The organism is Frankia sp. AvcI1, assembly GCF_001420875.1.
Classification (GTDB): domain Bacteria; phylum Actinomycetota; class Actinomycetes; order Frankiales; family Frankiaceae; genus Frankia; species Frankia alni.
In genome coordinates this window covers 54598-66403 of record NZ_LJFZ01000040.1, presented here as the reverse complement: position 1 = coordinate 66403, position 11806 = coordinate 54598, and the positions used below count along the sequence as shown (strand labels likewise).

The following is an 11806-nucleotide window of genomic DNA, read 5'->3' as shown; positions in this document are numbered from 1 at the left end:
CATGTGTTAAGCACGCCGCCAGCGTTCGTCCTGAGCCAGGATCAAACTCTCCATCAATGATTTCGAGAGTGCCGGACAAACCGGCAGACCCCGACATCGACACCACAACCGTGATGCCGTGTCCAAAGGAATCCCTCACAACCACAACCAGCCACCCCCCACACACCACAAACGATGCGCAGAAAACAACCAGCCAGGCCATGAACGGGGTAAAACAATTGGCACTGACAATCGNCACGCTGTTGAGTTCTCAAGGAGCAGGCGCGAACGAGATGACATCGGGAGATGTCGTACTCGTGCGGATTCCTAGCCACTTACGAAGTTTTATGGAGCGGTGCTCGTCAGTACGCCCAAGAAGGGGNCGCCTCGCACCTGCTCTCCCCGAGCTCCCTCCGGGGAGGGGCTCTGCCAGCGAGTGGAGCCGCCCTGTTCGGCGTCTGCCGTGCTGNGCTGACAGAGAGAACATTACGGGTGGATGACGGGGGGCGTCAAATCAATCCCCCGCCCAGATGTGTGACCTATGTCACACCACTCGCGGAGAGGTTCGTTGTGATGTTCTGATATGGGAGGCTTGGCGGTCTGGGCCAAGTTGCCCACGAGCAGGCCGCGTACCGTCCGTCCGCATCTGTCCGCGGGGCCGTCACCTGCGGCGACGGCCCGGCCGCGCGGTGCTGACCGATGGCTCGCCCGCCAGCCAGAAGCGCCACGGACGCTCGGCAGCGGCGCTGATCCCCACTCGTGGGCCACGGGCGATCCGTTGGCCGGGCGCCCCCCACCTCGCCCCATCCCCTGCCGCTCCGGCGCCCCCTGCCGGTATCGCGCCCGCTGCCGGTCCAACGCCTGCGGCCGGTACAACGCCTGCGGCCGACACACGGCCGACGAGCGGTCCCTTGCCGAGCCCGGCGACCTCGGATGTCGGCGGGCGGACGACAAGAGGTCCGCCGCCCGTCACCGGGGTTCCGGTCAGCGATGCGGTGACGCCGAGGACCCGTCCGAGTCGACCGGGTCCTCGGGCCAGATCCCGGACGGCGAGCGTGGGCCAGCGGGCCTGCGCCGCCTCCAGACCGACGACGACCTCACCGGCCCGCAGCAGCACGGCCGACCCCTCCCCCACCGGTCCGCAGACGATGTTGAGGCACCAGTGGACGCCATAGCTGAGGTACACGTAGGCCCGGCCCGGCGGCCCGAACATCACCGCGGCCCGCGGGGTCGGCCCGCGGAAGGCGTGGGAGGCGGGATCGCCCAGGCCGCCGTAGGCCTCGACCTCCGTGATCCGAACGGCGACCGGCCCGTGCCGGACCGTCGCACCGAGCAGATCCGGTGCCACGGCCAGCACGGGCCGGTCGAAGAAGCCCGCCGGGTACGGCGCCGGGCCGGCCACGTCGGCGGCCGGCCCGGGACCCCCTGGGGGCTCGAAACCCTCGGGAGGCTCGAGTCCCGCAGAGAGCTCGAGACCGTCCTGGGGCCTGGGACCCTCGGAAGGCTTGGGACCCTCGGAGGGCCTGGGACCCTCAGAGGGCCGGGGAGGGCCCTGAGAGGGCTTGGCAGGACCCTGAGGGGGCCAGGGAGTAGCCGTCAGTCCACCGCCCACGCGCGGTCCCGGTCGAGGACCGGCCGCAGCGCCGCGAGCTGCTCGCGCACGCGGTCCGGTGCGGTCCCGCCGGGCGCGGAGCGGGCCTGCAGCGCGCCCGACACCGACAACACGCCGCGCACATCCGGGGTGAGCAGCGGATTGATCACCGCGAGGTCGTCGTCGGAGACACCGTCGAGGTCGACGTCGTGGGCGACGCACCAGGACACGAGCTGGCCGACGGCCTCGTGCGCCTGACGGAACGGCACGCCGCGGCGCACCAGGTACTCGGCGACGTCGGTCGCCAGGGCGAAGCCGTCCGGCGCGGCCGCGGCCAGCCGCTCGCGGCGGACCCGCATCGTCGCGACCGTGCCCGTCAGCGCGGGCAGCACCAGCAGCAGCGTGTCGACCGCGTCGAAGACCGGCTCCTTGTCCTCCTGCAGGTCCCGGTCGTAGGCGAGCGGGAGCCCCTTGAGGGTGGCGAGGAAGCCGGTCAGGCCGCCGATGAGCCGGCCGGACTTGCCCCGGGCGAGCTCGGCGACGTCCGGGTTCTTCTTCTGCGGCATGATCGAGCTGCCGGTCGCGAAGGCGTCGTCCAGCTCGACCCAGCCGAACTCGCGGGTCGTCCAGAGCACGATCTCCTCGCCGAGGCGGGACAGGTGCACCCCGATCAGCGCGGCCACGAACAGGAACTCCGCGGCGAAGTCGCGATCCGACACGGCGTCGAGCGAGTTGTCGAACGCCCGGTCGAACCCCAGCTCGGCGGCGACCCCCCGCGGGTCCAGCGGCAGCGACGAGCCGGCCAGCGCCCCGGCGCCGAGCGCGCTCACCGACGCCCGACGGTCCCAGTCCCGCAGCCGGTCGGTGTCCCGCACGAACGCCTGCACGTGGGCGAGCAGCTGATGACCGAACGAGATCGGCTGAGCGTGCTGCAGGTGCGTCATCCCCGGCGCCGGAGTGTCCACGTGCTGCTCGGCGACGGTGACCAGCGCCTGGGACAGCTCGGTCAGCCGGGCGGCCACCTGGCGGGCGTGCTCGCGCAGGTACAGGCGCAGGTCGGTGGCGACCTGGTCGTTGCGGCTGCGGCCGGCGCGCAGCTTGCCGCCGAGCGCGCCGAGCCGCTCCAGCAGCCCGCGTTCGAGGGCGGTGTGAACGTCCTCGTCCTCGACCGTGGGACGAAACCGCCCCTGGGCGACCGCGTCGGACAGGTCGTCGATGGCGGCGAGCATCGCGGCGACCTCGGCGTCGTCGAGCAGGCCGGCCCGGTGCAGCACCCGGGCGTGCGACTTCGAGGCGAGCAGGTCGTAGGGCGCGAGCCGCCAGTCGAACTGGACGCTCACCGACAGCCGGGCGAGCGCCTCGGCCGGGCCGCCGGCGAACCGTCCGCCCCACAGCCGCATCGGGGCGCCGGCCGACGCCCCGCCGGCGAGCACCCCGCCGGCGGGCGCGTCGGCGTCGGTGGCCCCGCCGGCGGGTGGCTTCGGCACCGCCGCCTCCTCGGAGTGATCCGTCGAGGTCACGGGTTCAGCCGCTGCTCGCGGGCCGCCCAGACCTTCGTCGGCAGGCCCCAGAGCTCGATGAACCCACGGGCATCACCCTGGTCGAACTGGTCGCCGGCGTCGTAGGTGGCCAGGGCGTGGTCGTAGAGGCTGCCCGGGCTGCGCCGGCCGACGACCTGGGCGACCCCGCCCGCGAGCCGCAGCCGCACGTCCCCGTCGACCCCGGCGCTCGCCGCGTCGACGAAGGCGTCGAGCGCGGCCTTGAGCGGCGAGTACCACAGGCCGTCGTAGACGATCTCGCCCCAGCGCTGGTCGACGCCCCGCTTGAACCGGGCGACGTCGCGCTCGAGGGTGAGGTCCTCCAGGTCGCGGTGCGCGGTCAGCAGGGTGATCGCCNCCGGGCACTCGTAGATCTCCCGGCTCTTGATCCCGACCAGGCGGTCCTCGATCATGTCGATCCGGCCGACACCGTGCGCGCNCGCGCGGGTGTTGAGCTCGGCGACGAGCTCCGCCAGCGACAGGGATCGCCCNTCCAGACCGGTCGGGACGCCGTCGGTGAAGGAGATCGTCACCTCGTCGGGGGTCCGCGCGACCGTCGGGTCCGCCGAGTAGACGAAGACGTCCTCCGGNGGCTGTNCCCACGGGTCCTCGAGGATGCCGCACTCGGCGGTGCGCCCCCAGAGGTTCTGGTCGATGGAGTACGGCGAGCGCTTGGACACGTCGATGGGCAGCCCGCGCTCCTCGGCGAAGGCGATCGCCTTGTCCCGGGTCATGCCCGAGTCGCGCACCGGGGCGAGCACCTTCAACCCGGGCGCCAGCGCCGACACGCCGACCTCGAACCGCACCTGGTCGTTGCCCTTGCCGGTGCAGCCGTGGGCGATCGCGTCCGCGCCGTGCTCGCGGGCGGCCTCGACCAGATGCTTGACGATGATCGGCCGCGACAGNGACGAGATCAGCGGGTACCGATCCATGTACAGCGCGTTGCTCCGGATGGCCGGGGCGACGAAGGACTCGGCGAACTCAGTGCGGGCGTCGACCACGATCGACTCGACGGCGCCGCAGGTGAGGGCGCGCTGGCGGATGGCCTCGAGGTCCTCGCCGCCCTGGCCGACATCGACCGCCAGCGCGACGACCTCGGCGCCGGTCTCGGCGCCGATCCAGCCGATGGCCACGGACGTGTCGAGGCCGCCCGAGTAGGCAAGCACGACGCGTTCGGTCACGGGACTTACTCCTTATGTCGGATTGCGCGGAAGATCATCATCAGGTGTGCCGGTGCCGCCGCCGGTGCCCGCCAGGACCGCCCCGCCCGCCGGCGGGGTGCGTGGACGGGCCTGGGCGGCGGCGGCCACGCCCGGCACGGCGCGGGCCCGCCCGTCGGCGAGCCGCAGCAGGTGGGCTGCCAGACCCGGCCCGCCCGGGACCGGCGGCTGGCCCGCGGACGGCCCGGTCGGCGACGCCTCCCCCTGGCTCTGCCCGCCGGCCGGGGTGGTCTCGGAGATGCTCCCACCCGCGGGAGCGGGCAGCTGCGCCCGACAGACGACGAGGACCGTGTCGTCCCCGGCGATCGTGCCCATGACCGCCGGCAGCGCCTCCCGGTCCAGCGCGGACGCGAAGAGCTGGGCGGCCCCGGGCGGGGTGCGCAGGACGACGAGGTCGCCGTTGGCCTCCGCCGAGACCAGCAGCTCCTCGCAGAGCCGGGTCAGCGGAAGCCGGACGATCTCCGCCGGCGCGAGGTTCACGTCGACGGCGTAGACCAGGCCGCCGTCGGCGCCGCGCACCTTCGTCGCCCCGATCTCCTCCAGGTCACGGGACAGGGTGGCCTGGGTGACCTGGACACCCTCGGTGGCGAGCAGGCGGGCGAGCTCCGACTGCGAACGCACCGGCCGCTGCGCGATCAGCGCCGCCAGCCGCGCCTGCCGGGCGTGCTTGGTCAGCGGGGCGGCCCGCCGCACCCCCGCGCCCACGCCCGCCGTGGTCATCGGACCGTGCCCTCCCCCGCGGACGTGCCCTCGCCGGCGGCCGTGCCCGCCCCCGTCGACGGCGGCGCGAGCAGCAGCGAGAGCAGGGCCTTCTGCGCGTGCAGCCGGTTCTCGGCCTGGTCGAACACGACCGAGTGCGGCCCGTCGAGCACCGACGCGGCGATCTCCAGGTCCCGGTGCGCCGGCAGGCAGTGCATGACCAGCACGTCCGGCCGGGCGGCCTCGACGGCCTTCTCGTCGAGGCGGTAGGGCTGGAACACCAGCGAGCGGCTGTCCGACTCGTCCTCCTGGCCCATCGACGCCCAGACGTCGGTGTAGAGCACGTCGGCGCCGGCGGCCGCCTCCAGCGCGTCGTGCATGACGAGCGCCTCGCCGCCGGTGGTCGCGCCGATCTCGTTGGCGTGCCGGACGACCTGCTCGAACGGCTCGTAGCCGGGCGGGGAGGCCACGTGCACCCGCATCCCCGCGAGCGCCCCGGCGAGCAGCAGCGAATGCGCCACGTTGTTGCCGTCGCCGAGGTAGGTCAGGGTGAGCCCGGCGAGCCGGCCGCGGCGCTCCCGGATCGTCTGCAGGTCGGCCAGCGCCTGGCAGGGATGGGCATGGTCGGACAGCGCGTTGACGACCGGCACGCTCGCCGCGGCCGCGAGCCGCTCGAGGCGCTGCTGGGCGAAGGTGCGCACGACGATCGCGTCGACGTACCGACTGAGCACCGCGGCGGTGTCCTCGATCGTCTCGCCGCGGCCGAGGTGACTGGTCGTCGCGTCGATGACGATCGGATGGCCGCCGAGCTCGGCGACGCCGACGTCGAACGACAGGCGGGTGCGGGTGGAGGGCTTCTCGAACAGCAGGGCCACCGACCGCCCGGCGAGGGGACGGTCCGCCGGCCCGGGATCGCGGCGGCGGGCCTTGAGCTGGTCGGCGACGTCGAGAATTCCGGCCTGCTCCGCGGAGGTCAGGTCGGTGTCGAGGAGGAAGTGTCGGGCCGTCATGCGGTGACCTTAGAGGCTCGTTCCGACAGGCTCGCGCCGTCACGGGCGGCGCCGACGATCGCGGGTAGCGCCGCGGCGAAGGCGTCCGCCTCGGCGTCGGTGAGGATCAGCGGCGGGGCGAGCCGGACGGCGTCCGGGGCGACCGCGTTGACCAGGTAGCCGGCCGCGCGGGCCGCCGTCTCCACCGCCGGGGCGAACGGGCCGTCGAGCTCGATCGCCCGCCACAGGCCGACGCCGCGCACCCCGATGACACCCGGGATCCCCGCCGCGACGATCTGGGCGGCGAGGCGGTCGCCCAGCCGCGTCGCGTGGTCGAGCAGCCCCTCGGCGGCGATCGTGTCGAGCACGGCCAGGGCCGCCGCGCAGACGATCGGGCCGCCGCCGAACGTGCTGCCGTGATCACCAGGACGCAGCAGGTCCGCCGCGGCGCCGATGCCGATGCAGGCGCCGATCGGCAGGCCGCCGCCGAGGCCCTTGGCCAGGGTGACGATGTCCGGTTGGACGCCGGCGGCCTGGTGGGCGAACCAGGAGCCGGTCCGGCCGATGCCGCTCTGCACCTCGTCGAACACCAGCAGCGCCCCGGCGTCGTCGCAGGCCGCCCGCGCCTGCGCCAGGTAGCCCGGCGGCGGCGGGACCACGCCGGCCTCCCCGAGGGTCGGCTCCAGGAACACCGCCGCGGTCCGCTCGCCGACCGCGGCCCGCAGCGCGGCGGCGTCGCCGTAGGGCACGAACCGCACGCCCGGCAGCAGCGGCTCGAACGGCGCGCGCTTGGCCGGCTGCCCGGTGATGGACAGCGCCCCGAGGGTACGGCCGTGGAACGCGCCCTCGGCGGCGATGATCTCCGGCCGGCCGGTGCGTCGGGCGATCTTGATGGCGGCCTCGTTGGCCTCGGCGCCGGAGTTCGCGAAGAAGATCTTCGCGCCGCCGGCGGGCAGGCCCGGGGCCGGGGCGCCCGCGGCGAGCAGCTCGACGAGCCGCTCGGCCAGGCGCACCTGCGGCTCGTTGGCGTACAGGTTCGACACGTGGCCGAGGGTGTCGAACTGGTCGACGACGGCGGCCCGGATCGCCGGGTGGCCGTGACCCAGCACGCTGACGGCGATCCCGCCAAGCAGGTCGAGGTACTCACGCCCGGCGTCGTCCCACACCCGGGTGCCCTGCCCGCGGACCAGGGAGATCGTCGGACGGCCGTAGGTCGCCATCACGACGGCGTCGCGCCGGGCGAGCAGATCGGCGGTCATGGCCTTCCTCCGGAGTAGGCGGCGGGTGCGGCGGGTGCAACGCGGTTGGCGGTGTCACGGTCCGGGGTGATCAGGGTGCCGATGCCGTCGTCGGTGAAGATCTCCAGCAGGACGGCGTGCGGCACCCGACCGTCGAGCACGTGCGCCTGCGGAACGCCGCCGCGCACCGCCCGCCGGCACGCCTCCATCTTCGGAATCATGCCGGCCGCCAGCGTCGGCAGGAGCTGTTCGAGCTCTGTGATGCTCAGCTCGCTGAGCACCTCGTCGCTGGTCGGCCAGTCCGCGTACAGCCCCTCGACGTCGGTCAGGACGACGAGCTTGGTGGCGCCGAGGGCGACGGCGAGCTCGGNGGCGGCCGTGTCGGCGTTGACGTTGTAGACGCCGCCGTCGATCCCGCGGGCGACGGAGGCGACGACGGGCACCTTGCCGGAGTCGAGCAGGGCGTCGACCGTCTCGGCGCGGACCTCGACGATGTCGCCGACGAGGCCGACGTCGACCTCCTGCCCGTCGACGATCGCGGGGCGCCGGCGCGCGGTGAACAGGTTCGCGTCCTCGCCCGACAGGCCGACGGCGAACGGGCCGTGGTCGTTGACCAGGCCGACGACGTCCCGGTTGACCTGGCCGAGCAGCACCATCCGCACGACGTCCATGGTCTCCGGCGTGGTGACCCGCAGGCCGCCGACGAACGTCGACTCGACGCCGAGGCGCGCCAGGTGCGCGGTGATCTGCGGCCCGCCGCCGTGGACGACGACCACCCGCAGCCCCGAGTAGCGCAGGAAGACGATGTCGGCGGCGAACGCGGCACGCAGCGCGGGCTCGGTCATCGCGTTGCCGCCGTACTTGATGACGATCGTGGCGCCCTGGAAGCGGGACAGCCACGGCAGCGCCTCGATGAGGACCTGCGTCTTGGCCAGCGCCGCATGCCCGCGCGCGGTCGCCGCCGGTCCCCGGCCGGTGCCGGTGGCGGTGGTTATGTCGGTGGCGGTGGTGATGTCAGTGGGGGCGGTGTCGGTCATGTCGAGTAGGCCGAGTTCTCGTAGACGTAGCCGTCGGTCAGGTCGTTCGTCCAGATGGTGAGTTCCTCGCCGCCGGCGTGCAGGTCGACGAGGATGTCGATCCGCCGGTCGGAGAGGTCGACGAGGTCGCGGTCCTCCCCGGGCGCGCCGGCCCGGCACACCTGCACGCCGTTCATGGACACGTCGAGCTGGTCGGGCTCGAAGGCTGCCTGGGTGGTGCCGACCGCGGCGAGGACGCGCCCCCAGTTCGGGTCCTTGCCGTAGAGGGNGCACTTGAGCAGGTTGTTGCGGGCCACGGACCGGCCGACCTCCAGGGCGTCGGCCTCGCTCGCGGCCCCGGTGACGGTGATCGCGATGGTCTTCGTGGAACCCTCGGCGTCGTCGAGCATCTGCTGGGCGAGGTCCGCGCACACCGCGGCGACGAGCTCGGTGAGCTCGGCCTCGGGCAGCGTCACCCCGGCGGAGCCCGAGGCGAGCAGCAGCACGGTGTCGTTGGTGGACAGGCAGCCGTCGGAGTCGACCCGCTCGAAGGTGACCCGCGACGCCTGGCGCACCACCCGGTCGAGGGTCGCGGCGTCGGCGACGGCGTCGGTGGTCACGACGACGAGCATGGTCGCCAGCGACGGGGCCAGCATCGCCGCGCCCTTGCCCATCGCGCCGACGGTCACCCCCGGCGTGGCGGTCGAGGTCCGCACCGCGGTCTTCGCGACGGTGTCGGTGGTGCGGATCGCCTCGGCCGCGTCGTCGCCGCCGGTGTCGGCGAGGTCCGCGACGGCCCTGGTGACCCCGGCGAGCAGGATGTCCATCGGCAGCCGGACGCCGATCAGCCCGGTGGAGCAGACCGCGACGTCCCCGGCGCCGAGGCCGAGCCCGGCCGCGACGTGCTCGGCCGTGGCGTGGGTGTCGGCGAAGCCGCCCGGCCCGGTGCAGGCGTTGGCGCCGCCGGAGTTGAGGACGACGGCACGCAGCCGGCCGTCGGCGAGGGTCTGGCGGGTCCACAGCACGGGCGCGGCCTGGATCCGGTTGCGGGTGAACACGCCGGCGGCGGCGTCGGACGGCCCGTCGTTGACGACGAGGGCGATGTCCGGACGCCCGGACGGCTTCAGTCCGGCCGCGACTCCGGCGGCCCGGAAGCCCTTCGGGGCGGTGACGCTCACCGTGACCTCTCCTGTCTGCTGTCCATGTCGCTTCTGCGGTCCACGGCGCTTCTGCGGTCCACGTCGCTGGTCGATCGGCGACGGCCGGTCGCCTTTACTGCGTATCCCGAGGCTTTGGTGTCCGTTTCGTCCCTCTGGACAAGCAGGGAAGCGGCGGTCACGGGGCGATGCCCTGGGCGGTCAGGCCGGCGGTCTCGGGCAGGCCGAGCATGAGGTTGGCGCACTGCAGCGCCTGGCCCGCGGCGCCCTTTCCGAGGTTGTCGATGGCGGACACGACGATCGCCCGCCCGGACTCGGCGTCGAAGGTTCCCTGGATGTGCACGGCGTTGCCGCCGAGGGTCGCCGCGGCGTGCGGCCACCGCCCGGGCGGCAGCACCCGGACGAACGGCTCGCCCGCGTAGGCCGAGCGCAGCGCCTCGTACACGGCGTCCGCGTCGGTGCCGGGGGTGGCCCGCCCGGAGCAGGTCGCGAGGATGCCGCGGGGCAGTGGGGCGAGCACGGGGGTGAAGGACAGGCTCACCGCGGTCCCGGCCACGCCGGACAGGGCCTGCACGATCTCCGGACGGTGCTGGTGGGTGCCGACCTTGTAGGCGGTGAGGTCGCCCATCACCTCGCTGCCGAGCAGGTTGACCTTGGCCGACCGGCCCGCGCCGGAGGTGCCGCTGGCGGCGACGACGCTGAGGTCCTGCGGCTCGACGAGGCCCGCGGCCAACAGCGGCGCGAGGGCGAGCGAGGAGGCGGTCGGGTAGCAGCCCGGCGCCGCGACTCGGCGGCTCGCGGCGATCCGAGCCCGCGCCCCGGGCAGCTCGGGCATGCCGTAGGTCCAGGTGCCGGCGTGCTCGCCGCCGTAGGCGCGTCGCCACGCCTCGGAGTCGGCAAGGCGGTGGTCGGCACCGAGGTCGACGACGCGGACGGTGCTCGGCAGGGTCGCCGCCACCGCCGCCGACTGCCCGTGCGGCAGGGCGAGGAAGACGACGTCCGCCTCGGCCGCGGCGAGGGTCTCGGCGTCGGTGAAGACGCGGCCTTCCAGGTCGGGCAGGTTCGGGTGCACGTCCGTCACGGGCAGGCCGACCGACGTGTTCGCCGCCAGCGCGCCGATCTCGATCTCCGGGTGGGCGAGCAGCAGGCGGAGAAGCTCCCCGCCGCCGTACCCGCTCGCCCCTGCCACTGCTGCGGTCACTCCCATGTGCAAGGTTATACACACGAGCTTATGAGCATGCAACGGCATTCGGCGAACGCGGGCGGCGCGGCGGGCAGCGCGGCCGCGTCGGCCGCGGGCACAGACGTCGGTCCGCNCCCCCTCCGCGCCGGGCGTCGACCGCCTGACCTGGCAGTTGACCTCACGTTGACGCTGAAGGTACCGCGCCCTCCCATCCTGGGCCGCACATATCACGCACTGTCCATCGGACGACGCACGGCAGTGAGGAGCGGCGGATGGTGATCGCGATCGGNCATGTCGCGCTGGTGATCGTCGCAGGCGGAGGAGCTGGCCCTGCTCGACGGCGGCCCGGATCTGGNGGCGCTGGTCGCGGTGGTCGCGGTGGTCGCGCTCGGCGAATCGGGAGCCGTGGGGCCGGGCGCCCCCCGGGGACCGTGATCTCCCGTCGCCCCGCGGTCGGCGCAGATCAGGATCTGCGCTGCGCCATCCACCAGGAGATCGACGCGCACGGCGAGCGCCGCATCGCCGAGCTCGGTCGGTGGCTCGCCGGCACCCCCACGCTGGCCGCGACCCGCCAGCGGCTGTGCGAGGAGGGGCTCCTGCCCACCGTCCGGCAGAAGCGGGTGCTGCGCTGGTGCCGGACCGCCGCGTGGGCCCTGTTCGTCGGCGGGATCATCCTGCTGGTGGCGGACGTCGGCTCGCCCGACGGCAACGCCGTCTTCGTGCTGGCGCTCGGCGAGGTCGGCGCCCTCGTTCTCGGCGTCTGCCGCACGACGCCGCGGACCACCCTGGCCGGGTGGGCGGTGGCGACCGAGGCCCGGCAGCGCCTGCCCGGACTGGCCGGCGGCGGTCTGCCGGGGCAGCATGCGCTCGCGGTCGCACTGTTCGGACCGGAGGCGCTCGGCCGCGCCGACCGGAAACTGGCCACCGAGCTCGGGCTGCTCGCGCCCGCCGTCCCGCTGCGGCCCCGCAGCGTCGACCGATCGAGAAGAAGCCTGGACACCACCTCGAGTGGCGGCTGCGGCGGCGAGGGCTGTGGCGGCGGGGGCTGTGGAGGCGGGGGTGATGGCCCGGACCGTCCCGAGTTGATCGACAAGCGCCGGTCGGCGGTGGCCGAGCACTGGCCCGCGCTGGCGGCGACGCCCGGGCTTCCACGCCGGGTACCGGCCAGCGCGGGCGCGGCTGACGGGACTGACTGA

The 11806-nt window shown here is 73.9% G+C and carries 10 protein-coding genes and 7 pseudogenes; 1 reads left to right on the top strand and 16 read right to left on the bottom strand.

Annotation, left to right across the window (positions count from 1 at the left end; all coding sequences use genetic code 11):
* Window positions 1-640 precede the first annotated feature (640 nt).
* The 16 genes and pseudogenes from UK94_RS28615 to argC form a co-directional block, all read right to left on the bottom strand.
* Window positions 641-1381, bottom strand: a complete 741-nt coding sequence (locus tag UK94_RS28615; RefSeq protein ID WP_055752263.1) for a DNA-3-methyladenine glycosylase — start codon at window positions 1379-1381, stop codon at window positions 641-643.
* A 194-nt stretch (window positions 1382-1575) separates the two neighbouring features.
* A complete protein-coding gene (gene argH, locus UK94_RS28610) occupies window positions 1576-3090 on the bottom strand; it encodes an argininosuccinate lyase (RefSeq protein ID WP_055752262.1) in 1515 nt (504 codons plus the stop codon).
* Window positions 3087-3465 (bottom strand): annotated as a pseudogene (locus UK94_RS68705) (argininosuccinate synthase); the annotation flags it as partial. The pseudogene UK94_RS68705 and the gene argH, both read right to left, overlap by 4 nt.
* A gap of 1 nt (window position 3466) precedes the next feature.
* Window positions 3467-3547, bottom strand: a pseudogene (locus UK94_RS68700) (argininosuccinate synthase); the annotation flags it as partial.
* A gap of 1 nt (window position 3548) precedes the next feature.
* Window positions 3549-3599 (bottom strand): annotated as a pseudogene (locus UK94_RS68695) (hypothetical protein); the annotation flags it as partial.
* Window position 3600: 1 nt separating this feature from the next.
* Window positions 3601-3698: pseudogene (locus tag UK94_RS68690) on the bottom strand (hypothetical protein); the annotation flags it as partial.
* Window positions 3699-3706: 8 nt separating this feature from the next.
* Window positions 3707-4013 (bottom strand): annotated as a pseudogene (locus UK94_RS68685) (argininosuccinate synthase); the annotation flags it as partial.
* Window position 4014: 1 nt separating this feature from the next.
* Window positions 4015-4289: argininosuccinate synthase (locus UK94_RS68680; RefSeq protein ID WP_235490387.1), on the bottom strand; the 275-nt coding region annotated here is incomplete at its 3' end.
* 12 nt (window positions 4290-4301) lie between these two features.
* Entirely contained in the window at window positions 4302-5048 is a 747-nt protein-coding gene (gene argR, locus UK94_RS28600; protein WP_055752260.1) for an arginine repressor, read from the bottom strand.
* A complete protein-coding gene (gene argF / locus UK94_RS28595; protein ID WP_055752259.1) occupies window positions 5045-6037 on the bottom strand; it encodes an ornithine carbamoyltransferase in 993 nt (330 codons plus the stop codon). Before argF ends, argR begins: the two co-directional genes overlap by 4 nt.
* On the bottom strand, window positions 6034-7275 hold the full coding sequence (locus UK94_RS28590; RefSeq protein WP_055752258.1) for an acetylornithine transaminase: 1242 nt from the start codon (window positions 7273-7275) through the stop codon (window positions 6034-6036). Before UK94_RS28590 ends, argF begins: the two co-directional genes overlap by 4 nt.
* A pseudogene (locus UK94_RS68675) lies at window positions 7272-7624 on the bottom strand (acetylglutamate kinase); the annotation flags it as partial. The gene UK94_RS28590 and the pseudogene UK94_RS68675, both read right to left, overlap by 4 nt.
* 1 nt (window position 7625) lies before the next feature.
* The coding region (gene argB, locus UK94_RS68670; RefSeq protein WP_235490384.1) for an acetylglutamate kinase at window positions 7626-8291 on the bottom strand (666 nt) is incomplete at its 3' end.
* A pseudogene (locus tag UK94_RS68665) lies at window positions 8288-8559 on the bottom strand (bifunctional ornithine acetyltransferase/N-acetylglutamate synthase); the annotation flags it as partial. The gene argB and the pseudogene UK94_RS68665, both read right to left, overlap by 4 nt.
* A 1-nt stretch (window position 8560) precedes the next feature.
* Window positions 8561-9448, bottom strand: an 888-nt coding sequence (locus tag UK94_RS28580; RefSeq protein WP_235490382.1) for a bifunctional ornithine acetyltransferase/N-acetylglutamate synthase, incomplete at its 3' end; no start/stop codon positions are given.
* A 157-nt stretch (window positions 9449-9605) separates the two neighbouring features.
* Window positions 9606-10634 carry an N-acetyl-gamma-glutamyl-phosphate reductase gene (argC, locus tag UK94_RS28575; protein WP_041939657.1) on the bottom strand — a complete coding sequence of 343 codons (1029 nt, stop codon included), beginning with the start codon at window positions 10632-10634 and terminating at the stop codon, window positions 9606-9608.
* A gap of 371 nt (window positions 10635-11005) precedes the next feature.
* Here argC and UK94_RS28570 point away from each other — a divergent pair, with 371 nt between their 5' ends.
* Window positions 11006-11806, top strand: coding sequence for a TIGR04222 domain-containing membrane protein (locus tag UK94_RS28570; protein ID WP_268761696.1), 801 nt, complete (start codon window positions 11006-11008; stop codon window positions 11804-11806).